The following is a 24,472-nucleotide window of genomic DNA, read 5'->3' as shown; positions in this document are numbered from 1 at the left end:
CCCGCCGATGCCGGTGGTTGCTGGCCCGCCTGCGCTGCCGGAAAGGAAACGCGGGTCGTCGCCGGACCCCGCCCCCCTGTGTGGCCTTCCCCCCGGCCGGTGCAGCACTCCGAAGGCGGACGCGGGAGGTCCCCGCTCAGCCCTCCGGCGGCAGGCGCCCGGCGGCGAGGTGCTTCAGCCCGAGGAGGGCACGCGAAAAGCTCTCCCCGGCCCGCGTCGACATGTGCCGCGCCCTGAGGTGACCATGAACGAGCCCCGGCTCGACATGCGCCCGCGCCACGCCGCCGGCGGCGAGGATGGCACCCGCGTAGGTCTCGCAATCGTCGCAGAGCGGGTCGCATTCGGCGGCCAGCGCCAGCACCGGCGGCAGGCCGGAGAAATCCGTGTCCGCGAGCGGGGAGAGCGTGGGGTCGGGCCCCGCCTCCGCCCCGCCGCGTATGTCGCGGTAGGCGAGCAGGTCGGAGAGGGTGAGCATCGGCGCGTTCGCATGCACCAGGTAGGAGCCCCGGTCCATCGCCCCGCCCAGCGCCGGGTAGATCAGCAGCACGCCCGCCGGCGGGCGCTGGTCGGCGCGGGTGGCATGGGCCACGGAGGCGGCAAGCGTGCCGCCGGCGCTGTCGCCGCAGAGCACCACCGGCACGTCGCTCTCGCCCGCCACGGCGCGGAAGGCGGCCAGCGCGTCGTCGAAAGCGGCCGGGTGGCGGTGCTCGGGCGCCAGCCGGTAGTCCACCGCGGTCACGGTGAAGCCGGTGCGCGCCGCGATCTCGGCGCAGACATCGTCGTGGCTCTCGAGCCCGCCCACAACGAAGCCGCCGCCATGGCAGTAGAGCACATGCGCCCCGGGCCGGCCGGGGGCCGTGTAGCGCCGCACCGGGATCTCGGTGACACCGGAGACGATCACCCGCTCCTCGGTGCTCACCCCCTCCGGCCGGCCGGCGTGGAAGGCGGCGCACATCCGGTCATACACCCGGCGCTGTTCGGCGGCGGTGAAGGTCGCGGTCTCGACGGGGTAGAAGGAATTGGTGCGCTCGATGAAGGCGAGGATCTCGGCATCGAGCAGGGCGGAATAATCGGTCATCGTGGGCCCCTCCTGCGGCGGCGCGAGCCTAGCCCCGCCCCCTGCCCCCGCGCAAGCCGTGCCTCGGGCACGGGCGGACCCGGGTGGCTCCGGCACTGGCTGTCCCGCGCCCTCCGTGCGACCGGCCCCCCCTGCCCCGGGCATGGACGAACCATCGCCGGCCCATGAGCCCGGCGCGACGCGGGCAGGCAGGCAGCGCCCGGCAGCCGTTTCACGAAACGGAACGACACGGCCGGCCGGGGGCTCGCCACGGCGGAAATCGGATCGCGGAAGGAGGGGATGCCGCCAGGGCCGGCGGCGAGTGCCCGGAAGACCCATGCAGGAGGGCCGCCGGGCGGGTGCCCGCGCGCCCGGCGGATGCGGGCCCCGGCGGGCGGGGGGCTCCCCCGGGGGGGGGAGCGCCGGGCCGGAGGCGGTGCCCCGGCCCTTGCGGGCCTCAGCCCTTCTGCAGGTGCCGGCGGCCGAGCAGCTCGGCGATCTGCACCGCGTTCAGGGCAGCGCCCTTGCGCAGGTTGTCGGAGACCACCCACATGTTGATGCCGTTCTCCACCGTGCTGTCCTGGCGGATGCGGCTGATGTAGGTGGCATATTCGCCCACGCTCTCGATCGGGGTCACGTAGCCGCCGTTCTCGCGCTTGTCGACGACCATGCAGCCCGGCGCCTCGCGCAGGATGTCACGCGCCTCGTCCTCGTCGAGGAAATCCTCGAACTCGACGTTCACCGCTTCCGAATGGCCCACGAACACCGGCACGCGCACGCAGGTGGCGGTCACCTTGATCTTCGGGTCGATGATCTTCTTGGTCTCCGCCACCATCTTCCACTCTTCCTTGGTGGTGCCGTCTTCCATGAAGACGTCGATGTGCGGGATCACGTTGAAGGCGATCTGCTTGGGGTAAACCGAGGGCGCCACTTCCTGGCCGGGCACGTACATGCCCTTGGTCTGCAGCCACAGCTCGTCCATCGCCTCCTTGCCCGAGCCGGAAACCGACTGGTAGGTGGAGACCACCACGCGCCTGACCTTCGCGCGGTCATGCAGCGGCTTGAGCGCCACGACCATCTGCGCGGTGGAGCAGTTGGGGTTCGCGATGATGTTCTTCTTCGTGTAGCCGTCGATCGCGTCGGGGTTCACCTCGGGCACGATGAGCGGCACGTCGGGGTCGTAGCGGTAGAGCGACGAGTTGTCGATCACCACGCAGCCCGCGGCGGCGGCCTTCGGCGCGTATTTCTTCGTCGCGTCCGAGCCCACGGCGAAGAGCGCGATGTCCCAGCCGGTGAAGTCGAAAGTGTCGAGGTCCTGGGTCTTGATAGTCTTGTCGCCGAAGCTGCACTCGGTGCCGAGCGACTTGCGCGACGCAAGTGCGGCGATCTCGTCGACGGGGAATTCCCGCTCGGCGAGGATGTTCAGCATTTCACGGCCCACGTTGCCCGTGGCGCCCGCGACGACGACCTTGTAACCCATCTCCTCTTACTCCTGGCTGGGTATTGCGAACGGCGTGTCCTAACGCATGCAACACATATTGTGAATGCCAATCCGGCACGCCTGCGATATTATGGTGCACATGTGGAAATGGCCGGCCCTCGCCGCAATCCCCCTCGCCGCCCTCCTGGCCCTGCCGGCAGGCGCGACGGAGGTGGAGATCGTCGACGCACGCGCCACCCCCGGGCCGCAGGGCTGGCGCATCGACGTCACCCTGCGCCATGACGACACCGGCTGGGACCATTACGCCGACGCCTGGGAGGTGCGGCTGCGCGACGGCACCGTGCTCGGCACCCGCAAGCTGCTGCACCCGCACGTGGACGAGCAGCCCTTCACCCGCTCCCTGCCCCGCGTCGCCATCCCGGAGGGCGTGCGCGAGGTGCTGATCCATGCCCGCGACCTGCAAAGCGGCTGGTCGCCGCGGAGCTTCGTGCTGCGGCTGCCCTGAGCGCGGCGGCCGCGAGGCGCCAGCCCGGGCCGGCACGCGGCCGCATCCGGCGCTCACCGGAAGCCCGGGCAGCGGGCAGCGGGCAGCGGGCAGCGGGCAGCGGGCAGCGGGCAGCGGGCAGCGGGCAGCGGGCAGCGGGCAGCGGTGATGATCCCCGCGCGATCACGCGGGCAAACCCGTTCGGGGAGCGGCGAAGTCAGTCCTGCGCGCCCACCAGCCCGGCCAGGCCCGGCTCGAACACAGCGTCCGTCTCCGGGTCGAAATCCTCGTGCCGGCAGCCCTCGGCGAAATGCAGCATGTCGAGGAAGGCGGGCAGCGCGGCCTCGATCTCGGGCAGGTGGTCCATCCCGGCGATCACGATGCCCGAGACATGGCCGCTGCGCCCGAACCAGTGCAGGTTGAGGCTCAACACCGGGGCGTCCTCGTCGGCCCAGAGGCTCTCGGTCGCCCAGGTGAGCACCCGGCGCGCCCTGTCCAGCCGGGGCGGCAGTGCCCAGCCCAGCAGGCGCTGCTCCGGCTCGCCCTCCGCGGCGCGCATCGGGGCCTCGGCGGCGATGCGGGCATGGCGCGCGGCCAGCAGGGCCTCCGGATCGGGGGCGGGCCCGTCGAGCGCCACGTGGCCACGCTCCAGCCAGCTCAGATCGAGGTTCCAGCCGCCGGAGAAGGCCGGCGGGTAGCTCAGCGGCGAGAGGCTGCCCAGCGTGTGGTCCCAGACCATGCCCTGCACCAGCTCGTTCAGCCGGTCGGTGTCCGGCCCGTCGAGGAAATACTGGCCCGGCGGCACGTCGATGCGCGCGAAATCACCCGGCAGGATCACCGTGCCCTGCCAGAGGGTGAGATCGGCGTTGAGCGCGCGCAGGTCGGCGTCCTGCGCCTCGGCATGGGGGAAGAGCCTGGTGACGCTGGCGGGACGCGCCAGCGGTCCGGGCCCGCCGGGCGCGGCGCCCCGGTAGAAGAGTGACATGGCGGACCTCCGGTGCCTGTGGCCCATTAACTTCGCGGCCGGGCGCGCCCGCGTCAACCTCGCCAAAGGAGGAGGCGGGCGCGACAGCGTTACACCCCGAGGCCCCGGCGGGTGGCGCCGGGAGCGTCACCGCCCGGCATGCCTCCGACGAGCCCGGGGCGCCCGGAGCCGCAGCGGGCCTGCGGGATCGAGCATGTTCGGCCCTGCCTCCCGGACGCGGCCGGCAGCCTTCGCCCGTCCCTGCCGGGCGGCACACGGCCACGGCATGCGGTCAGCAGACTTCAGTCGCCGGCGAGCCCGGCGAAACGGTCTGCGAACAGGCGGAAGTACACCTTCTGCTCCTGCACTTCGGCGCCCAGGGCCTCGTAGAAGCGCAGGGCACCCTCGTTCCAGCGCTCGGTGGTCCAGTCCATCCGCGCGCAGCCGCGCTCGGTGGCGATGGCGGCGAGCCGGCCCATGAGGCGGCGGCCGAGGCCGGTGCGCCGCGCGCGGGGCGAGACGTAGAGTTCCTTCATGTAGAGCGCCGGCCCCTCCGCCCCCGCGGGGTCGAGGAAGGTGTAGACGGCGAGCCCCACCGGGCCCTGCGCATCCCGCGCCATCAGGATCTCGACATGCCCGCCCGAGAGCATGCGCGCCACCTGCCCGCGCCGCGCCGCCCCCGAGAGGGGGGCGATGCGGTAATGGGCGTTTACCTCGTCGAGGAGACGGCCGAGATCGGCCGCCTCCGCGTCACCGGGGTGAAGGAGCTCCGCGCTCACAGGCTCTCGTCGAGCGCCGCGAGGATCGCGTCGCCCATGCCCTTCGTGGTGACCTGCGTGCCACCCTCCGCGGCCATCAGGTCGGGGGTGCGGTAGCCCTTGGCGAGCACGGCCTCCACGGCCTTCTCCAGCCGCTCGGCCTCCTCGCCCTGGTCGAAGGAATAGCGCAGCGCCATGGCGAAGGAGAGGATGCAGGCGATCGGGTTGGCCTTCTCCAGGCCGGCGATGTCCGGGGCGGAGCCGTGCACCGGCTCGTAGAGCGCCTTCGGCCGGCCATTGGCCATCGGCGCGCCGAGCGAGGCCGAGGGCAGCATGCCGAGCGAGCCGGTGAGCATCGCCGCGAGGTCGGACAGCAGGTCGCCGAACAGGTTGTCGGTCACGATCACGTCGAACTGCTTGGGCCAGCGCGAGAGCTGCATGGCGCCGGCGTCGGCATACATGTGGCTCAGTTCCACGTCCGGGTACTCGGCCTGGTGGATCTCGCTCACCACCTGGCGCCAGAGGATGCCGGATTCCATCACGTTGGCCTTCTCCATCGAGCAGACCTTGTTGGAGCGCTTGCGCGCCAGCTCGAAGGCCGAGCGGGCGATGCGGGCGATCTCGCTCTCGGTGTAGCGCTGGGTGTTGATGCCCACGCGCTCGTTGCCTTCCCTGATGATGCCGCGCGGCTCGCCGAAGTAGATGCCCGAGGTGAGCTCGCGCAGGATCAGGATGTCGAGGCCCGAGACCACCTCGCGCTTGAGCGAGGAGAAATCGGCCAGCGCGTCGAAGCACTGGGCCGGGCGCAGGTTGGCGTAGAGGTCCATCTCCTTGCGCAGGCGCAGGAGGCCGCGCTCGGGCTTCACCGAGAAGTCGAGGTCGTCGTATTTCGGGCCGCCCACGGCGCCGAGCAGCACCGCGTCCACCTCCTGGGCCTTCGCCATCGTGGCGTCGGTGAGGGGGGTGCCATGCGCGTCATAGGCGCAGCCGCCCACCAGGTCCTCGGTCACGTCGAAGGCGAGGCCGCGCTTCGCGCCGTACCAGTCGATGATCCGGCGCACCTCCGCCATCACTTCGGGGCCGATGCCGTCGCCGGGCAGGATGAGCAGGGAGGGAGTGGGCATGTCGTGTCTTCCTCGGTGTTATCGGGTTTTGGAACTGGGGTAGAGGCGGGGGCCGGCCCGGTCAAGCCCGGGGGGCGGCCGGCATCAGGGCGCGGGCGGCTTCAGGTCGACCCAGACCGGGCGGTGGTCGGAGGCGGCGGCAAGGAGGGCTGCCTCCGCCCCCTCCGCCGGCCACCACACGCCGCTGGCGGTGACGGTGAAGCGCGCGTCGGGCAGCAGGTAGTCCACCCGCAGGTTGCCCGGGGCCGGCGTGTCGCGGAAATCGGCGGTGTCGCGGGCGGGCGGGCCGCGGTGGGTGGCGTTGGCCCCCTCCCCCGCCTGTGCGGCGCCACCCGGGCCTTCCGGCGCGGGGTCCTGCAGGGCGGGGTGGGCGAGGAGGGCGGCGATCTCCTCATGCGCGCCCTCGCCGTCGAACGGATCGGCGTTGAGGTCTCCGGCGATGATCACCGGCGCGGGGCCGCGGGAGACGCTCTGCCCCGTGTCATCCTCGAAGGGCGTGCCGTCGAGCCAGAGGCGCCAGAAGCGGATCTCGTCGGCGTTGCGGCGGCCGTTGAGGTCATGCGCGTCGTCGAACACCGGGGGCGAGGGATGGCTGATCAGCAGCTCCGCCGTGTCGCCGCCGGGCAGCGCCACCGGCAGCACCCAATGCGCCTTGGAGGAGAGGCGCAGTGCCGCCTGCGCCGCCTCCGAGGGGAAGGGCGTGCCGTCCTCGCGCAGCGGCAGGTGGTGGCCGGGCAGCGCGCGCCAGCGCAGCTCGCGGAAGCTCCGCGCGGGGCCGAGGGCGAAACGGCTCAGCACCGCCATGCCGTACTGGCCGGGAAAGGCGCCGTAGCCGTAGGCATCGGCGCGCCCGCCGGTCTCGCCGTCGCCGTCGAGGTCGAGGCCCGAGGGCTGGCCGGTGTTCACCGGGCCGTCGAAGCGGTGCGGGTAGGCGATGGCGGGGGCGTCGGGCGCAGGCGGCTCGGCCAGCAGGCGCACGAACGCCTCGAGCGCGTGGCCCTCCGGGTCGTGGTCGAACTCCAGCAGCACGAGGATATCGGCGTTCAGCCGGGGGATCACCTCGCGCAGCGCGTCGATCTGCGCGTCGCGCCGGCCGGCGCGCACCCGCTCGAGATCGGCCCAGAGCAGGCCGGCACCGCGGCGGTAGAGCGCCACGTTGTAGACCGCCACGCGGAGGCTGCCCGGCGCGGGCGGCGGCGGCGGCTCGGCGGCTGCCGGCCCGGGAGCGAGCAGCAGGGCCGCGCAGGCCAGCGCCCCGGCGAGGGCCGGCCCGCCCGCCCGGCGGGGGGCAGGCCGTGTCGCCGCGAGGCGGGCTATGCGCGCGAGAGGGCCGGGCATGGCGCGGGGGGCGGCGCGGGCGCCGCCCGGCGGGCTCAGAGCCAGGGGCGCGCGGCGTGGGTTTCGGCCTCGAAGGCGTCGATGGCATCGCCGCGCTCCATGGTCAGGCCGATGTCGTCGAGCCCGTTGAGCAGGCAGTGCTTGCGGAACTGGTCGACCTCGAAGGAGATCTTGCCGCCGTCCGGGCCGGTGATGGTCTGCTCCTCGAGGTTGATCGAGACGATCGCGTTGGCGCCGCGGCCGGCGTCGTCCATCAGCAGGTCCACCTGCTCCTGCGGCAGCACGATGGGCAGGATGCCGTTCTTGAAGCAGTTGTTGAAGAAGATGTCGGCGAAGCTGGGGGCGACCACGCAGCGGATGCCGAAGTCGAGCAGCGCCCAGGGCGCGTGCTCCCGCGAGGAGCCGCAGCCGAAGTTCTCACCGGCGACGAGGATCTTCGCGGCGCGGTAGGCGGGCTGGTTGAGCACGAAATCGGGGTTTTCCGAGCCGTCGTCGAGGTAGCGCATCTCGTCGAACAGGTTCTTGCCCAGCCCCGAGCGCTTGATGGTCTTGAGGAACTGCTTGGGGATGATCATGTCGGTGTCGATGTTGATCTGCGGCATCGGCGCCGCGACCCCGGTGAGGGTGGTGAACTTCTCCATCAGATATCTCCTTCTGAGAGTGCGGGCGCGGCCCCGGCGGGCGGCGCGAAGGGGGCTGGCCAGCGCCCGGGGAACGCCCTAAGGCTGGGGCCATGATCACGTTTCTTCGGGGCAACCTGCGCTGGCTGGGCGCGGGGCTCCTTCTCACCTTCGCCTCGGCCTTCGGGCAGACCTGGTTCATCGCGCTCTTCGCGGGCGAGATAAAGGCCACCTACGGGCTTTCGGACGGTCAGTGGGGCGGGCTCTACGCCGCCGCCACCCTGGCCTCGGCCGCGCTGCTGTTCCGGCAGGGGCGCATGGCCGATGACATCGCGCCGGGGCGGCTCGCCCCGGGGGTTCTGCTGGTCTTTGCCGCCGTGGCCGCCGGCATGGCCTTCGGCAATTCGGTGTGGCTCCTGGCGGTGCTGATCTTCGGGCTGCGCTTCTGCGGCCAGGGGATGATGACGCATATCGCGGTCACCACCATGGCGCGCTGGTTCCGCGCGCACCGGGGCCGGGCGATCTCCATCGCGAGCCTGGGCTACGCGCTGGCCGAGATGCTGCTGCCGCCCTTGGTGATCGCGCTGCTCGCGGGCCTGAGCTGGCGCACGGTCTGGGGCGGGGTGGCGCTGGTGCTCGCCCTCGGCTTCGCGCCGCTGCTGGGCTGGATGCTGTCGCAGAGGCGCCGGCCGCAGGGCGACGCGGCCGCGAGCGAGGACGTGCCCGGCCTCGACGGCCGGCACTGGAGCCGCGGGGAGGTGCTGCGCCACCGGCTGTTCTGGCTGCTGCTGCCCGGCATCCTCACGCCCGGCTTCATCGGCACGGTGGTGTTCTTCCACCAGGTGCATATCGCGGCGGTGAAGGGCTGGGAGATGTCCTGGCTCGCGCCCGCCTACCCGCTCTACGCCGGCGTGACGCTGGTGGCGGGCCTCGTCGGCGGCGCGGTGGTCGACCGGGTGGGCGCGCCGCGCATGCTGCCGCTGTTCCTGCTGCCCATGGGGCTGGGCGCGGTCACGCTGGGGCTCGACGACGGGCTCTGGACCTGGTTTGCCACCCTGGCGCTGCTCGCGGTCACGCAAGGCACGCAGAACGCGCTCTGGGGCGCCTACCTGCCGGTGCTCTACGGCACCCGCCACCTCGGCGCGGTGCGGGCCATCGCCTCCACCGCGATGGTGTTTTCCACCGCGATCGGGCCGGGCATCACCGGCGTGCTGATCGACGCCGGCATCGCCTTTCCGGGCCAGAGCGTGGTGCTGGGCCTGTGGTGCTTCGGCATTTCCGCCGTGTTCGCGCGCCTCGCGCTGAGCGGCCGCGCCGGCTGAAGGAAGGCGGTCGCGCCGTCCCGCGCGACCGGCGCCCCGGGCCTGACCCGGGGCCTCCGGCCACAGGCGCCCCGCTCCGGACGGCGCGCGCAGCCCCGCGAGGCCCCGGAGCAGGTCCGGGGCGCCGGAGCGCAGGCTGTCTGGGGCCGGGCCCATCATCCGCTGTCACCTCTCGTCGGGGTGGGGCAGGCCCGCGCGGGCCCGCCCCGGGGGGCTTCAGACCAGCTCGCGCACGTCCGTCAGCCGGCCGGTCACGGCAGCGGCGGCGGCCATGGCGGGCGAGAGCAGGTGCGTGCGCCCGCCCTTGCCCTGCCGGCCCTCGAAGTTGCGGTTCGAGGTGGAGGCGCAGCGCTCGCCGGCCTTCAGCTGATCGGGGTTCATGCCGAGGCACATCGAGCAGCCGGCCATGCGCCACTCGAATCCGGCCTCGACCAGCTTCTGGGCGATGCCCTCCTCCTCGGCCTGGGCGCGCACGAGGCCGGAGCCGGGCACGATCATCGCGCGGATGCCGTCCTTCACCCGGCGGCCTTCCATCACCTTCGCCACCTCGCGCAGGTCCTCGATGCGGCCGTTGGTGCAGGAGCCGATGAAGACGGTGTCGATCTCCACGTCCTGCAGGCGCATGCCGGGCTTCAGGCCCATGTACTCGAGCGAGCGGGCCGCGGCGGCCTGCTTGCCGCCCTTGAAATCGCCCGGCGCGGGCACGAGCGCGGTGATCGGCAGCACGTCCTCCGGGCTGGTGCCCCAGGTGACGACCGGGGCGATCTTCGCCGCGTCGAGCGTGACCACCTTGTCGAAATGCGCGCCCTCGTCGGTGAAGAGCGTCTTCCAGTAGGCCACCGCGGCCTCCCAGGCAGCGCCCTTCGGCGCCTTGGGGCGGCCCATCACGTAGTCGAAGGTCTTCTCGTCGGGCGCGATCAGGCCGGCGCGCGCGCCGCCCTCGATGGCCATGTTGCACACGGTCATCCGGCCCTCCATGGAGAGGCCGCGGATCGCGTCGCCGCAATACTCGATCACGTAGCCGGTGCCGCCGGCGGTGCCGGTCTCGCCGATGATCGACAGGGTGATGTCCTTGGCGGTGACGCCCAGCGGCAGCACGCCGTTCACCTCCACCTTCATGTTCTTCGACTTCTTCTGGATCAGCGTCTGGGTGGCGAGCACATGCTCGACCTCCGAGGTGCCGATGCCATGCGCCAGCGCGCCGAAGGCGCCGTGGGTGGCGGTGTGGCTGTCACCGCAGACGATGGTCATGCCCGGCTGGGTCCAGCCCTGCTCGGGGCCGATGATGTGCACGATGCCCTGGCGCACGTCGTCGACGCCGTAATACTCGATGCCGGCCGCCTCGGCATTCGCCTTCAGCGTCTCCACCTGGATGCGGCTCTCCTCGTTCACGATCTCGTGGACGCGGGCCTCGTCGGTGGGCACGTTGTGGTCGGGCACGGCCACGGTCGCCTCGGGCCGGCGCACCTTGCGGCCGGTCATGCGCAGCCCCTCGAAGGCCTGCGGGCTGGTGACCTCGTGCACGAGGTGCCGGTCGATGTAGAGGAGACAGGTCCCGTCCTCCGCCTCATGGACGAGGTGATCGTCCCAGATCTTGTCATAGAGGGTCCGCGGGGCGCTGGTCTTGTCGGCGGTCATGGGGGTTTTCTCCCGGATGGTCTGGCGAAGGTCACGTGCGGGTCGGGACGACCCTGGCGACGGCTGGGCGCGGGGGCCGCGCCGGTCGGGCGCGGGGGCGCGCCACGCGGGAAGCCTCAGCCTCCGGCGGATACCGAAAGCCGCTCCCCGTGGAACCTCCAGGGAAGCCGGGAATGATCGGAGATGTTCCCAACGTGACTCATGGTCGCCTATGTAATCCCTGCCTGAAAATTGCGCAAGACGGCCTATTCGGCGGGCGTTTGTTTCCCGAACCATGCGAGCGCCCGCGGCGCCCAGCCGGCGGGCACCGCGTGGCCGCCTCCGTGCAGCAGCAATTCCAGCGCGGCACCGGGGGCACAAGCGCTCCAGCGCCGGCCGAGGAAGCCGCCCTCATCGGTGTAACCCTCGCGGTCCGGCGCATCGGCGGTGCAGCCCGAGGCGCGGCGCAGCAGCGCGAGCCCGGCGAAGAGATCGCCCTGCACCAGCGCGCCGCCGGCCACCGCCCGGCCCTCCAGCGGCACCACCGGGTCGGCCCAGCCATGGGTGTGGAGCAGCCGTACCGGCCCGGCGCAGCGCCCGGGCAGCGGCCGCCACAGCAGGCCCGCCACCGGGGCATAGGCGGCAAAACGCTCCGGCCGGTCGCAGGCCAGCCGCCAGACCATCATCGCGCCCCCCGAGAAGCCCGCCGCCAGCACCCGCTCGCGCGGGAAGCCGAAGCGGGCGGCGGCATCCTGCGCCACCGCGTCGAGGAAGGCGATGTCGTCGCGCCCCGCGGGATCTGCCTGCGCGTTCCACGAATTGCCCTGCCCGCCGCCGGGCCGCGGCATGCCGTCGGGCGCGACGAAGGCATAGCCCTGCGCCGTCACCGCCTCCACCATGGCGCGGTTGCCGATCTCGCCGGCGCCCGAGCCGCCGTAGCCGTGCAGGAACATCACTGCCCCGCGGGCCACGCCATCCGGCGGCGCCTCGGCGAAATAGGTGCCGCCGGGCAGGCTGCAGGCCTCGGCCCCGGCGCAGTCCTGCGCGGCGAGCCGGCCGGCCTGCGGCGCGGCGAGGGCGATGGCGAGCAGCACCGCCGCCCCGAAGCCCCGCAGCAACATGCGCAGGAGGCGCAGCGCCCGGATCACCCGGCGCTGGCCCCGCGTGCCGGGACGGAGGGCGAAGGGGCCGCGGGCGCGGGGCCCTGGCGCACGCGGCTGGCGGGCGCGGCGCGGCGGCGTCGGTCGGTCGTCTCGCATGGGCTGGATCTCCCCCCGGGGTGTGCCCGCCGATCCTGACCCGGGCGGCCCGCGCCTGTCACCCCGCGATTTCGCGAGCCGCCGTCGGCGCGGGCCTCAGAGCGGCGCGCCGCCCTCGTAGAAGCCCGCGGCGGGGCGGATCTCGCCGGTCACCCGGGCGGCGCGGTTGAGCTGGTGGGGGTTGAGGCGCTTCTCGATCATCGGGTGGCCGGGGTCGGCCACGCCGAGGCGCACCAGCAGCGCGGCGAGCGCGCATTCCGAGGCGCGGGTGGCGCCGTCCTCGATCTTGAGGGCGAGGCCGAGGCCCTGTTGCGGCAGGATGGCGATGAACACGCCCTCCGCCCCGGTCTTGACCACCGCGCCGCCGCCCAGGGTGGCGACGATCTCCGAGCAGGGCCGGCCCTCGCCCGCGATCAGCAGGGGGTGCAGGGCCATCGCCTCGCGCAGGCGGATGGCGGCGGCGCGGCGCGAGCCCTCGAGCACGCTCTCCGCGCCGGCGATGCGGGCCATCGCGGTGGCGATGCCGCGCAGGCTGGCGGCGAAGTTGGGCGCCGAGCAGCCGTCGATGCCGAAGCCGGGCGAGGTTTCGCCGGTCATGCCCTCGTAGGCCTCGAGCACGGCGCGCTGCACCGGGTGGGCGGGGTCGACATACTCGGACCCCGCGCCGAGGTGGCGGTTGAGGGTGAGGAAGCCCGCGTGCTTGCCCGAGCAGTTGTTGTGCAGCTGGCAGGGCCCCTGACCGGCGGCGCGCAGGGCCTGGCGGGCCGGGCCGTCATCGGGCATCTGGGCGCCGCAGCGCAGGTCGGCCTCGGCGAGGCCGAGCCCGTCGAGCCAGGCCGCCACGCGCTCGGTGTGCATCGCCGCGCCGTTGTGCGAGGCGCAGGCGAGGGCGAGCTGCTCGGAGCCCAGCCCCGCCGCCTCGGCCGCGCCGCTCTCCACCAGCGGCAGCGCCTGCAGGATCTTCACCGAGGAGCGCGGCAGGGTGATGCGCTCCGGGTCTCCCCAGGCGGCGCGCACGCCGCCCCTTGCGTCGCACACCACGGCATGGCCGCGGTGGACGCCCTCCACGAAGGGCCCACGGGTGATCTCGACGAGTGCTGCGGCTTCGGTCATGGCGGTGCGCTCTCCTGTTCCGGACGGGCATCATCTGCGCTCAATCCCGCGAAAAGGCAAATTCCGCGCGCGGGCGGCGGGCCACGCGCCGCTCCCGATCCCGTGTTCCAAACGGGGGTAGCGCTCGGGCATGGTTTTTCGGTACATTGCGCGCGCAGATCATAACAGAGCCGGGTGGGGCCCCTGCCCCGCCGCGTCGGCATGTCCGGCCGGACCGCGGAGCGCCGCGTGTCCGCCGCACGACGGAAACCGGCCGAGGCGAGAAACGGAAAGAGGCGGAGTAGCAGATGAAAGTGATGGACTGGAGAATGATCGGCGCGTCGGTGCTGGTTGCCGGGGCGCTCGGCGCCACGATGGCGGAGGCCGCGGCGGAAACCCGTGTCGACGCGAAGGCGGACTGGAGCGTCTTCAAGGCCGACAACGCGAAGGAATGCTGGATCGTCTCCGCCCCCACCGGCTGGAAGGCCGAGCGCGGCGGCCGCGATGTCACCAGCTCCGTCAGCCGTGGCGACATCCTGCTCATGGTCTCCGTGCGCCCGGGCGACAACGTGAAGAACGAGGTCAGCTTCACCGCCGGCTACCCGCTGCGCAAGGACAGCAAGGTGAGCGTGCGCATCGGCTCGGGCAGCTACGAGCTGTTCACCGACGGCGAATGGGGCTGGATGTCCTCGCCCTCCGAGGACGACCAGGTGGTCGGCTCCATGCGCCGCGGCGCGGTGGCCGTGCTCACCGGCGTCTCGCAGCGCGGCACCACCACGGTGGACACCTTCTCGCTGAAGGGCTTCACCGCGGCGCTCGACGCGGCGCAGGACCTCTGCCGCTGAGCCCGGCCGGCTGACCCCCGGCGCGCTCCGCCCCGGGGCGCCGGACGACCGGCCCGCGCTTTCCGGCGCGGGCAGCTGCCCCCGGCCCCGCGCCGGGGCGAATCACCCCCCCCTGACAGCAGCAGCGCCCGATGCCGGGCGACGCCCCCCCGCTCAGGCGGGCCCGGGACCGGCGGGCTCCGCCGCCTCGCGGTCCTGCTGCTCCTGCCACAGGCAGCGCAGGGTGGCGCCCTGGCCCGTGAAGCGGGCATCGAGCGCGAGGCAGCCGTGGATGCGGTCGGAGCGGAAGTGGCGGAAGCCGCCGCGCAGCTCGCACCAGCCGGCCACCATCACGCATTCGAGGTGGTAGATCAGCGCCACCGGGCGGATGACACGCACCGTCTCCTCGCCACTGGCGCTCACGTAGGTGAGCTTGAGCTTGCGCTCCTCGCGAATGGCCCTGCGCAGAGAGGCGATGGCCACGCAGCCGCGGGCGGGGTCGTCCTGCGGCGCGCCCCAGGGCGCCACCTGCAGCCAGTCGGCCGGGGCGCCGAGCCCGTCGACCTTCTCCTGCACGCGCAGGGCGGCGCGCTGCAGCGCGCTGTCGCCGGTGCGCGCGAGCATCGAGAGGCCGACGCGCAGCGCTTCCAGCTCCTCCGCGTCGAAGTTGAGCGGCGGCAGGTCGTAGCCGCGGCGCATCACGTAGCCCAGGCCCGCCTCGCCCTCGATGGGCGTGCGCATCGCCTGCAGGGCGGCGATGTCGCGGTAGATGGTGCGCGGCGAGACCTCCAGCGCCTCGGCCAGCGCCCGGGCGGTAAGCGGCGCGCAGGAGGCGCGCAGGATCTGGATGATCTCGAAAAGCCTCGTCGTGCGGTGCATCGCGCCCCTCTTCCCCCCGGTGCCGGAGCTGACAGCATAGCACCCCCTGCTGACACACGGCTGTCAGCAGGGATGCGCTCTGCTGTGCCCGAAGCGCATTTCGGGAGGCAGGCCATGTCATGGTACGATCACGCGGTGATGATGCGGCTCCGGCTGGGTCCCTGGGCGGAGGCGGGGCGGGAAGAGCGGCGAAACCCGCCGGCGCGCCCCCACTGGCCTTTTGCCCTGCGCGGTGCTATGTACCCGCTTTCGCGCGCCCGCAGGCCATGGGGCGCACCGCGTGCCACCCCTTCAGACCCGGATCAGGACATCGCCATGAGTGCAGCCGCCCCGATCACGCCCGATATCATCGCCCTGCCCCGTCGCCAGACCGGGCTGCCCAACCTCGTGGGCATGACCCGCGAGGCGCTGGCCGAGGCGCTCGTCGCCGCCGGCACGCCGGAGAAGCAGGTGAAGATGCGCCTGGGCCAGGTCTGGTCCTGGCTCTACCAGCGCGGGGTGAAGGACTTCTCGGAGATGACCAACCTCTCCAAGGCCTTCCGCGCCGAGCTCGCGGAGCGCTACCGCATCGCCCGGCCCGAGATCGTCACCCGGCAGGTCTCCACCGACGGCACGCGGAAATACCTGCTGCGCATCGAGGGCGGGCACGAGGTGGAGGCGGTCTACATCCCCGAGGAGGACCGCGGCACGCTGTGCATCTCCTCGCAGGTGGGCTGCACGCTGACCTGCTCCTTCTGCCACACCGGCACCCAGAAGCTGGTGCGCAACCTCACCGCCGGCGAGATCGTGGGCCAGATCCTCGTGGCGCGCGACGACCTGGGCGAATGGCCCGGCTCCGACGGCCGCCAGCCGGAGAAGCGCCTGCTCTCCAACATCGTGCTGATGGGCATGGGCGAGCCGCTCTACAATTTCGAGGCGGTGCGCGACGCGATGAAGATCGCGATGGACGGCGAGGGCATCTCGCTGTCGCGCCGGCGCATCACCCTCTCCACCTCCGGCGTGGTGCCCGAGATCGCCCGCGCGGGCGCCGAGATCGGCTGCATGCTCGCCATCTCCTTCCACGCCACCGAGAACGCGACGCGCGACAGGCTGGTGCCGATCAACAAGCGCTGGAACATCGAGGCGCTGCTGAAGGCCTGCCGCGACTACCCGCGCCTGTCGAACGCCGAGCGCATCACCTTCGAATACGTGATGCTCAAGGACGTGAACGACAGCGACGCCGACGCGCGCCGGCTGGTGCGGCTCATCGCCGGCATTCCGGCGAAGATCAACCTGATCCCGTTCAACCCCTGGCCCGGCTCGCCCTACGAGCGCTCGGACTGGGCGCGCATCGAGGCCTTCGCCGAGATCGTGAACAAGGCCGGCTACGCCTCGCCGGTGCGCACGCCGCGCGGGCAGGACATCATGGCCGCCTGCGGCCAGCTCAAGTCCGCCACCGAGCGCAGCCGCAAGAGCCGCGCCGAGATCGCCGCCGAAGCCGGCATCGCCTGAGGGCGGGCCGGCGGAGGCCTGTCGCGCGCTCCGGAAGCCCTCGCAAGCGCCGCCCTCCCCCCCCCGGGGTGCCGGCGGCGCGCAAGGCCGGTATCTCCGCCCACGACGGCCTTCGCGCCGCGGGCTCCGGCTCGAGGGGCGAGACCCGCGACCGGAGCACCGCACCGGGCTGAGGTTCGTCAACGAAACCGCTTCACGGATCATCGCGCCCCGTTCGCGCGGATGCGCCGATCCGCGGGCGGTCATGCCCGCACTCCCCCCACTCCTCTCTGAAACGCTCCCGCCAGCCGGCATGTCATCCGGGTGGGCGGAGGGCTGCAAGGCGGAACGCGTCGGCTCCGCGGGGCTTCGGCAGGGGAGCCCTACTCGATGAAAGAGGCAGCCCTGGCCGGGGCGCGGAGCGGGGGCGTGGTGACGGGACGGGGGCCTCCCGCCCGCTCTGGTCGCCTGCCTGCGGCAGGCTTCCGCGCCGTTGGGCCGGGCCGGGAGCTGCGCCCCCGGCCGCAGCGCCACCCGCGGGCCACCGGACCAGATGGCGGGCTCAACCCTTGCTGCTCCGGCTCGTCGGCCGGCACGACCCGGTTGCGCCACCTGTGCCGGCCGGGCGGCTTGCGTGCCCTGCATGGCGCGGAAGCCTGCGCGCGCACTGTCTGCGGGTTGCGGCCCGGCCACGCCGGTCGGGGCGGAAGACGGAGCCGGCATCCGTGGCAGCGGATGCCGGCGCAGGGCGCGGGGAGGCAGCCCCCGCCGGGCCCCGATGTCAGACTGCCGCGGCGTGGCGCAGGGCGCCTGCCTCGGGCAGGTACTGGTCGAAGACCGCCGCGACGAGGCGCATTGCGGCGCGGAAGGCCGGGGGGATGGTGATCCGGCCCTCGGGCGAGAGCATCACCAGGCCGTCGGCCGCAAGGGATTCAAGCCGGGCCATCTCGGGCGCGAAATGGGTGGCGGGGAAGCCATGCGCCTGCGCGAGCGCGGCCGGCGTGACGGCGAGGTCGCACATCAGGCGCTCGATGACGGCGGCGCGCAACCGGTCCTCGGGGCTGGTCGCGACACCTTTCGCGACCGGAGGCAGGCCGGTTTCGACGCCGCGGGTCCAGGCCCGGGTCTCGCCGATGTTCTGGGCATAGCCCTGTGGCAGGGCGCTGATCGAGCTCGCGCCGAGGCCGATCAGCGCGTCGGCGCCGTCGACCGTGTAGCCCTGGAAGTTGCGGCGCAGGCGGCCCTCGCGGGCGGCGACGGCCATGCTGTCACCCGGCAGGGCGAAATGGTCGAGGCCGACGCGCTCGTAGCCGTGGCGCTCCAGCAGGTCGGCGGCGAGCGAGGCCTGTGCCACCCGCGCCGCGGCATCCGGCAGCGCCGCCTCGGGCAGCATGCGCTGGTTGCGCGCCATCCAGGGCACGTGGGCGTAGCCGAAGAGCGCCACCCGGCCGGGGGCGAGCGCGGCGGTGCGCGCCATCGTTTCCCCGATGGTGGCGAGGGACTGGTGCGGCAGGCCGTAGATCAGGTCGAAGCTCAGCGCGCCCACGCCGCAGGCGCGCAGTTCCTCCACGACGTCGCGCACCTGTTCGAAGGGCTGCACCCGGTTCACGGCTGCCTGCACCACGGGGTCGAATTCCTGCACGCCGAGCGAGGCGCGGGTGGCGCCGAGCCCGGCCAGCGCGCGGACCGTCTCGCGCGTGGTGGTGCGGGGGTCGAGCTCGAAGGCGATCTCGGCGCCGGGCGCGATGTCGAAGCGCGCATGCAGCAGCTCGGTAATCTCCGCCAGCGCCGGGAGGGGCATCGCCGTGGGCGTGCCGCCGCCCCAGTGCAGGTGGCTCACCTTCATCCGTGCCGGCAGCAGATCGGCCAGTCGGCCGATCTCGCGTTTCAGTGTCCGGGCATAGGCGAGCACCGGCTCGGGCCGGGCGGCGAGCTTCATGTTGCAGGCGCAGTACCAGCAGACCTGCCGGCAGAACGGCACATGCAGGTAGAGCGAGAGCTCGGCCTGCGGGTCGAGCTCGGAGAGCCAGCCGGCCATGACCGCGCCGTCCACCTGCGGGGTGAACTGCGGCGCGGTGGGGTAGCTCGTGTAGCGCGGGGCCCGCTCGGTGGCGTATCTGGCAAGGACCTGGTTCATGGGTCGGTTCTCGCGCCGATCGGACGCCCGCGCCTTGATCCGGATCAAACGCCTGCCCGGGGGGAAACGCGCCTCTCGCCGAGGGGGCTCGCGCCCCCGCAGCTCGACGCGCGTGACAGGCGACCGACGGTCGCCTGTCCGGCCGGGCGGAGAGGTGCGGGAGAGCGCCGGGCGGACCGCCATCGGGAAGAGCAGCCCCGGGCGGCGCGGGAACCGGGGCGCCGCCGGCCCGCAGGGCGTGGAAGCGAGGGGCCATGCGTTGCCCGGCCACCGGGGGGCGATGCGAGGCGCCCCGCGATCCGCCCGGCCGGTCGTTTCCCCCCCGCGAACTCAGAGCGCTGAACGGCACCGGCGTGCACGCCTGCCGGACCGGCAGGCGCGCCTTTCCCGCCCTCACGCGCCGGGGGCGAGCCAGGCTGGTCCGCCCCGCCCCGCGCTCCCTGCGGGCCGGCTTTCGCGCGGCGAGCGGAGCCGGGAGCGGCCTGCGGGATGGGCCTCCGGCAAGCACCCCCCGAGGGAAGCGCCCGGGCCCGGTCGGCGCATCGGCCCGCCCGGGCGATCCTTGCCGGGAGCAAGGAGCCCCGGCCGAGCGGCGCGGGGCATGGCCATGGAGCTCTCCCGCCGGGAGGGTCGGGCGCGGCCCTGGCCGGGCGCCCGGGCGGAAGGGTCGAGCGTCTCCGCCCGGAGTTGCCCGTGTGACCGGGTGCCGCCGCGGCGGAGGCCCCTCGGGGCCTTCGCGACGCCCGCCGAGCTGCGGGGGCCGGAGGCCCCCTCGGCGAGGCGGGCGTTCCCCGCGCGGGCGGTGCGCTCAGTCGGAGAGGGGTTCGGCAGCCTCCGGGGTCCGGGCGGCGGGCCAGGCGACCGGCTGCGCGAGGGCCTCGGCGAGCGGGCGTGGCCGGCAGATGTGGTGGCCCTGGCCGTAGTCCACGCCGAAGGCCGCCAGCATGTCGGCCACCTCGTCGGAGCCGACGAACTCGGCGATGGTCTGGGCGCCGATCGCGTGGCTGATGTCGTTGATCGATTCCACCACCCGCCGGTCGAGCTTCGAGCTGGCGATGTTGCGCACGAAGGCCCCGTCGATCTTCACGTAGTCCACCGGGAACTGCCGCAGGTAGGAAAAGGAGCTGAGCCCGGAGCCGAAATCGTCAAGCGCGAGCCGCACGCCCAGCGCCCGCATCGCCTCGAGGAAGCCGCGCGCCTCGGTCACGTTGCTGATCAGCGCCGTCTCGGTGATCTCGAGGCAGAGCCGCGCCGGCGGCAGGCCGGAGGCCTCCAGCTCGCGGTGCAGGAAATCGCTCAAGCCCGGGTCGTTGAGCGAATTGGCCGAGAGGTTCACCGCCACCCAGCCGCCGGGCAGCGCCCCGATCTCGCCGGCATGGCCGCGCAGCACCCGGCTGATCACCCAGCGGTCCACGTTGCCCATCAGGTCGTAGCGCTCGGCCGCCGGCACGAAGGCCGCCGGCAGGTGCATGCGCCCCTCGCGGTCGCGCAGGCGCACGAGCACCTCGAGAAAGCGGCTGCCCGGAGGCGTGCCGGGCTGCAGCGGCACGATCTCCTGGGCATGCAGCAGCAGCCGGTCCTGCTCGATCGCCTCGCGGATGCCGGAGGCGACCTGGATCTCGCGGTGCCGCCGGCCGGCCTCGCCGGTGACCTCGTCGTAGATGCTCAGCCGGTCGCGCCCGGAGGACTTGGCCGCGTAGCAGGCGACATCGGCCTGCTGCACGGTCTCCTGCGGAGTCACGGCCGCGTCGGAGATCATCGCGGCACCGATGCTCGCGCTCACGGCGTAGCTCTCCCCCTCCCAGGTGAAGCGGAAGTCGCGCACCGCCTCGAGGATGCGGCGGCACACCGCCTCGAGGGTGGTGCGGCTGACCTCCGGCAGGATGATGGCGAACTCGTCGCCGCCGATGCGCGCCAGCCGGTCCTGCACCCGCAGGCTGGAGGCCATCAGCTTCGCCACGTCGCGCAGCAGCTGGTCGCCCGCCTGGTGGCCGGCGGTGTCGTTCACGATCTTGAAGCGGTCGAGGTCGATGTAGCACAGCGCGAAGGGCCGGCCGTCCCGAGCGAGCTGGGCATGGGTGGCCTCCAGCGCCTCCTCGAAGGAAAAGCGGTTGAGCAGCCCGGTCAGCGGGTCGCGCCGGGCGCGGTAGGCGAGCTCGCGCTGCAGGGCCCGGGTGTGGGTGGTGTCCTGGAACACCAGCACCGCGCCCACCACCGTGCCGTCGGCGGTGCGCACCGGGGCGGCGCTGTCGGTGATGGGGATGTGGTCGCCCGAGCGGCTCACCAGCAGGGTGTTCTCCGGCAGGCCCTGGGGCATGCCGGTGCGCAGGCAGGCCTCCACCGGGCTGGGAATGGGGTCGAGCGTGTCCTCCTCCACCAGGTGGAAGATCTGCGACAGCGGCTTGCCCTCCACCTCCTCCAGCGCATAGCCCATCAGCCGGGTGGCGACGGGGTTGAGGAAGGTCACGTTGCCCTCGGCATCGGTGCTCACCACCGCGTCGCCGATCGAGGTGAGGGTGATGCGCAGGCGCTCCTTCTCCTCGAACAGCGCCTCGGTCATCTCCACGTCCTCGGTGATGTCCCAGTGGGTGCCGAGCATGCGGTCCCGCCCGTCCGGGCCGCCGGCCACGAAATGGCCCTGGGTGCGCATGATGCGCCAGTGCTCCTCGCCCGGCCGGCTGTCGGGGCGGCGCACGCGCACGGTCATGTCGAGCTTCCCGCGCGAGGCGATGGCCTGCTGCAGCTGCTCCTGGGCATGGGGCGCGTCCTCCGGGTGGACCAGCCGGACCCAGGTGCCGCGCTCCAGCACGAAGGCGTCCGGCGCGGCGCCGTAGAGCGCGTACATCCGCCGGTCCCACAGGGTGCGGCCGCTCTCGATGTCGTGCTCCCAGATGCCCACCTCGGCGGCGCTCACCGCCAGATCGAGCCGCTCGTGGGCGGCGCGCAGCTCGGCCTCGGCGCGCTTGCGCTCGTCGATGCTCAGGATCTGGCCGATGAAATAGTCCACCTCGCCGCTGTCGCGGCGCACCAGGCTCACCGCGAGCTGCCCCCAGACATGGTGTCCCTCGCGGTGGCGGTAGCGCTTCTCGTAGCGGTAGGTCTCGCGCTCGCCGCGCACCAGTTCCTCGAGCAGCTCCAGGTCGCGGGTGAGGTCGTCGGGGTGGGTGATCTCGGCAAAGGTGAGGGTGGAGAACTCCGCCTCGCCATAGCCCAGCATGCGGCGCAGCGCCTCGTTGGTGCGCAGGAAACGGCCATCGGGCGCGACGATGGCCATGCCGATCGCCGAATGCTCCATGGCCCGGCGGAAGATGTCGTCGCTGCGCCGGATGCCCGCCTGCTTCTCGGCGAGGTCCTCGCGCAGGAGCGACAGCAGGAAGGGCGGCACCGTGGCCAGCGACACCGCGACGACCTGCATCGCGAAGCCCCAGGGCGTCGCCGTCTCGCGCAGGCCCGGCAGCGCCAGCACCGCGATCACCGCCACCGCCACGCTGCAGCAGATGGCGGTGCGCAGCGGCCCGCAGCACAGGGCCGCGAAGATCATCGGCAGCGCGATGACCACGAAGGGAAAGGGAAAGGCCAGCAGCGCCGCCGCCGCCAGCCCGCCGGACACCAGCGCCAGCACCGCCGACCAGGCCAGCCAGCGCCGCGCGCGCAGCTGCCGCGTGTGCCGGTAGCGATAGCCCAGCCCCAGCGGCATCAGCATCACCAGCCCGGCGAGCCCGCCGGCCCACCAGCCCTCGGGCGAGATCCCGGCGAAGCGCTCCGGCCAGGCCGAGGCGGCGAGGCCGAAGGCCGCCGCCGAGAGCGCCGGCACCAGCAGGAGCTGCCCGGCCAGCAGCCGCAGCGCCGCCACCGCCTTGTCGCGCGCGGGGCCCAGCAGGCCATCGGCACGCAGCAGCGCCACCGCGACGGCCAGCTCGGCCAGCCGCAACAGCCCGGGCCCGGCGGGCAGGCCGAACAGCGCCTCGGCCCCGAGCGAGGCAAGCCCGAGCCCGACCAGCGCAGCCGGCAGGAGCGGCCGCAGGTCGCGCTCCGGCCGCGCGCAGAGCAGCGCCACGGCAAGACCGGTCAGCAACCAGGGCGCGGGCGCCGAGACGCTGCACAGCCAGAGGTTCGCCATCCCGGCGAGCACGGCCGCCACGAGCACCAGAGGGGCTTCGCGCAGTGCGGAGCCGAGAGCGGAGCCGCCTGCCCCGGTCACCCGGTCGCGGGAGGAATCGTCCATGTATCCAACTTTCCCAGTCGTGTCGCCGGCCACCCCTCGACCCGGGCACGTTAACCACACTAGGCCGCGCGCGCCCGTGGTGCAAATCGCCTTTCGCCCGCCGGACGGGCAGCGAAGGTCGCGCCCCGCCCGGCCGCCCCGCGGGGCGGCTTCAGCCGGTGAGGCGCACCGGCGCGCGCTCGGGCCAGAGGTCGCCCGGCCCGGGGTTTTCCGGGGCGCAGGCGCCGCCCATCCGGTGCATCACCCCCCAGACCGCGTTCAGCGCCGTCTGCACCGCGCCTTCCACCCAGCCCGGCGTCCAGCTCACGTCATCGCCGCACAGGAACAGGCCGCGCTGCTCCGGCGGCAGGGCGTCCTGCATGAAGTGGCGGAACATGCGGTGGTTGTAGCGGTAGTGCCCGGGCAGCGCGCCCTTGAAGGCGCCGAGGAAGTTGGGGTCGCTCTCCCAGCTCACGGTGATCGGGTCGCCCAGGATGTGGGAGGCGATGTCGACCCCGGGGTAGATCTTCGCCAGCGCGCCCAGCGCCAGCTCCACCCGGCGGTCGACGCTGAGCGGCAGCATCTTCAGCGCGTCCGACATCCAGGAATAGGTGAGGCAGATCACCCCCGGCCTGCCCGGCCCGTTGTCGAAGAGATAGGTGCCGCGGGTGAGCCGGTCGGTCAGCGTCATCGACATCACCTGCCGGCCGGTGGCGGGGTCGCGGTCGGTCCAGAACGGGCGGTCGACCATCACGAAGGTCTTCGAGCTCTGCATGTAGCGGGTCCGGTCGAGGGCCATCCACAGCTTGTGGTCGAACAGGCTCTCCTCGGTCTCGATGGCGGTGGTGAGCAGCCAGCTCTGGCAGGTGGCGATCACGGCGTCGAAGCTCTCGGTGCGGCCCCAGCGGTCGGTCACGGCGATGCGTTCGCCGTCGCGCGCGATGCGGGTCACACCGGGGCGCGTGGCGCCGCCGTTGAGCGCGGCGAGGGTGGTGCCCTCCGGCCAGTGCGCGACGCGTTCGGGCGCGTGGCGCCACAGGCGCTGTGGCACCTGCTCCACCCCGCCCACCACCAGCCGCTGGTTCTCGTCCTGCGCGGTGACGGCCACGCGCAGGATCTCGAGCATCGAGTTGGGGAAGTCGCTGTCCCAGCCGCCGGTGCCGAAGCCCACCTGGCCGAACAGCTCGCGGTGGCGGAAGCTCAGCGCCTGGAAGGCCCGCGAGGAGGCGATGAAATCGTAGAAGGTCCGCTCGTCCCAGGCGCGCACGATGGGGGCCCAGATCTCCGCCACCCGGGGCGCGTCGCGCATGCGGATGGCGGTCTGCAGGTCGGAGAGGCGGGCGCCCTCCTCCAGCGCCGCGTCATAGGCGGCGGCCACCTCGCGGAAGATCGGCGGCAGGTCGGCCAGGGTCTCGGCGTAGAAGGTCTCGCCCTCGAGGTCGATCACGGTGGAGCCGGCGGCGGGGGTGAGCGGGTTCGGGAACGGCTTCGAGCCCACCCCCGCGAGGCCCGCGTAATGCCAGAACCCGGCGGAGGAGGCGGGAAAGCGCATGCCGCCGAGCTCGGCCACCACGCCGTCGGCGCCCTCGAAGGGGCGCGAGCGCAGCCGCCCGCCGATCTCGCCCGATTCGTAGAGCACCGGGCACAGGCCGAGCCGCATCAGCTCGTAGCCCGCCACCATGCCGGAGATCCCCGCCCCCACGATGGCCACCCGCGCGCCCTGCCGCGCGGCCGGGATGCGCCCCAGCCCGGCGGGATGGGCAAGCCAGTCGTCGTAGGCGAAGGGGAAGTCCGGGCCGAACATCGTGAGCGCCTCGGTCATGCCATGCTCCTGAAAGCCGTGAGGAAACCCCGCATTGGTACCGCCGCCGCCCCGGCCTGT

18 protein-coding genes are annotated in these 24,472 nt (G+C 73.1%); 4 read left to right on the top strand and 14 right to left on the bottom strand.

What is annotated here, in order from left to right:
• Nucleotides 1-136: 136 nt before the first annotated feature.
• Nucleotides 137-1,078, bottom strand: coding sequence for an alpha/beta hydrolase (locus D3P35_RS03760; protein ID WP_118133106.1), 942 nt, complete (start codon nt 1,076-1,078; stop codon nt 137-139).
• Between the two features lie 436 nt (nt 1,079-1,514).
• Nucleotides 1,515-2,537: an aspartate-semialdehyde dehydrogenase gene (locus D3P35_RS03755; protein ID WP_118133105.1), complete on the bottom strand. Its 1,023-nt coding sequence runs from the start codon at nt 2,535-2,537 to the stop codon at nt 1,515-1,517.
• A gap of 100 nt (nt 2,538-2,637) precedes the next feature.
• Between D3P35_RS03755 and D3P35_RS03750 the strand changes: the two genes are divergently transcribed.
• Nucleotides 2,638-3,003 (top strand): hypothetical protein, encoded by a 366-nt coding sequence (locus tag D3P35_RS03750; RefSeq protein ID WP_118133159.1) that lies wholly within the window; start codon nt 2,638-2,640, stop codon nt 3,001-3,003.
• Between the two features lie 196 nt (nt 3,004-3,199).
• Here D3P35_RS03750 and D3P35_RS03740 read toward each other — a convergent pair whose 3' ends face one another.
• The 5 genes from D3P35_RS03740 to leuD all read right to left on the bottom strand — a co-directional run bounded on the left by D3P35_RS03740 (nt 3,200) and on the right by leuD (nt 7,807).
• Entirely contained in the window at nt 3,200-3,967 is a 768-nt protein-coding gene (locus tag D3P35_RS03740) for a DUF2167 domain-containing protein (RefSeq protein ID WP_157982021.1), read from the bottom strand.
• A gap of 281 nt (nt 3,968-4,248) precedes the next feature.
• Nucleotides 4,249-4,725, bottom strand: a complete 477-nt coding sequence (locus tag D3P35_RS03735) for a GNAT family N-acetyltransferase (RefSeq protein ID WP_118133102.1) — start codon at nt 4,723-4,725, stop codon at nt 4,249-4,251.
• Entirely contained in the window at nt 4,722-5,828 is a 1,107-nt protein-coding gene (leuB, locus tag D3P35_RS03730) for a 3-isopropylmalate dehydrogenase (RefSeq protein WP_118133101.1), read from the bottom strand. The genes D3P35_RS03735 and leuB overlap by 4 nt, the downstream gene beginning before the upstream one ends.
• An 84-nt stretch (nt 5,829-5,912) precedes the next feature.
• Nucleotides 5,913-6,998, bottom strand: a complete 1,086-nt coding sequence (locus D3P35_RS03725; protein WP_232830360.1) for an endonuclease/exonuclease/phosphatase family protein — start codon at nt 6,996-6,998, stop codon at nt 5,913-5,915.
• A 203-nt stretch (nt 6,999-7,201) separates the two neighbouring features.
• Nucleotides 7,202-7,807 (bottom strand): 3-isopropylmalate dehydratase small subunit, encoded by a 606-nt coding sequence (gene leuD / locus D3P35_RS03720; protein WP_118133099.1) that lies wholly within the window; start codon nt 7,805-7,807, stop codon nt 7,202-7,204.
• A 92-nt stretch (nt 7,808-7,899) separates the two neighbouring features.
• On the opposite strand from leuD, the gene D3P35_RS03715 reads away from it, so the two are divergent.
• Complete coding sequence (locus tag D3P35_RS03715; protein ID WP_118133098.1) at nt 7,900-9,108, top strand: MFS transporter; 1,209 nt, start codon at nt 7,900-7,902, stop codon at nt 9,106-9,108.
• 216 nt (nt 9,109-9,324) lie between these two features.
• On the opposite strand, the gene leuC is transcribed toward D3P35_RS03715, so the two are convergent.
• The 3 genes from leuC to D3P35_RS03700 all read right to left on the bottom strand — a co-directional run bounded on the left by leuC (nt 9,325) and on the right by D3P35_RS03700 (nt 13,097).
• Entirely contained in the window at nt 9,325-10,746 is a 1,422-nt protein-coding gene (gene leuC, locus D3P35_RS03710) for a 3-isopropylmalate dehydratase large subunit (protein WP_118133097.1), read from the bottom strand.
• A gap of 245 nt (nt 10,747-10,991) precedes the next feature.
• The gene (locus tag D3P35_RS03705) at nt 10,992-11,984 is read right to left on the bottom strand and encodes a PHB depolymerase family esterase (RefSeq protein ID WP_232830359.1); all 993 of its coding nucleotides are present in this window, start codon (nt 11,982-11,984) and stop codon (nt 10,992-10,994) included.
• A gap of 96 nt (nt 11,985-12,080) precedes the next feature.
• Nucleotides 12,081-13,097, bottom strand: coding sequence for an asparaginase (locus D3P35_RS03700; protein WP_118133096.1), 1,017 nt, complete (start codon nt 13,095-13,097; stop codon nt 12,081-12,083).
• Between the two features lie 296 nt (nt 13,098-13,393).
• On the opposite strand from D3P35_RS03700, the gene D3P35_RS03695 reads away from it, so the two are divergent.
• Nucleotides 13,394-13,921 carry an invasion associated locus B family protein gene (locus tag D3P35_RS03695; protein ID WP_232830369.1) on the top strand — a complete coding sequence of 176 codons (528 nt, stop codon included), beginning with the start codon at nt 13,394-13,396 and terminating at the stop codon, nt 13,919-13,921.
• A 153-nt stretch (nt 13,922-14,074) separates the two neighbouring features.
• Here the strand turns inward: D3P35_RS03695 and D3P35_RS03690 are convergent, their stop codons facing one another.
• Nucleotides 14,075-14,779, bottom strand: a complete 705-nt coding sequence (locus D3P35_RS03690; RefSeq protein WP_118133094.1) for a YafY family protein — start codon at nt 14,777-14,779, stop codon at nt 14,075-14,077.
• A gap of 315 nt (nt 14,780-15,094) precedes the next feature.
• Here D3P35_RS03690 and rlmN point away from each other — a divergent pair, with 315 nt between their 5' ends.
• The gene (gene rlmN / locus D3P35_RS03685; protein WP_118133093.1) at nt 15,095-16,270 is read left to right on the top strand and encodes a 23S rRNA (adenine(2503)-C(2))-methyltransferase RlmN; all 1,176 of its coding nucleotides are present in this window, start codon (nt 15,095-15,097) and stop codon (nt 16,268-16,270) included.
• A gap of 760 nt (nt 16,271-17,030) precedes the next feature.
• Here rlmN and hemN read toward each other — a convergent pair.
• The 3 genes from hemN to D3P35_RS03670 form a co-directional block, all read right to left on the bottom strand.
• The gene (hemN, locus tag D3P35_RS03680; protein WP_118133092.1) at nt 17,031-18,386 is read right to left on the bottom strand and encodes an oxygen-independent coproporphyrinogen III oxidase; all 1,356 of its coding nucleotides are present in this window, start codon (nt 18,384-18,386) and stop codon (nt 17,031-17,033) included.
• An 808-nt stretch (nt 18,387-19,194) separates the two neighbouring features.
• Nucleotides 19,195-22,611: an EAL domain-containing protein gene (locus D3P35_RS03675; protein ID WP_118133091.1), complete on the bottom strand. Its 3,417-nt coding sequence runs from the start codon at nt 22,609-22,611 to the stop codon at nt 19,195-19,197.
• A gap of 151 nt (nt 22,612-22,762) precedes the next feature.
• Complete coding sequence (locus D3P35_RS03670; RefSeq protein WP_118133090.1) at nt 22,763-24,412, bottom strand: NAD(P)/FAD-dependent oxidoreductase; 1,650 nt, start codon at nt 24,410-24,412, stop codon at nt 22,763-22,765.
• Nucleotides 24,413-24,472 lie beyond the last annotated feature (60 nt).

The sequence above is a fragment of the Oceanicella sp. SM1341 genome, from assembly GCF_003448965.1.
Classification (GTDB): domain Bacteria; phylum Pseudomonadota; class Alphaproteobacteria; order Rhodobacterales; family Rhodobacteraceae; genus Paroceanicella.
This window is presented reverse-complemented; position numbering and strand designations above follow the sequence as displayed.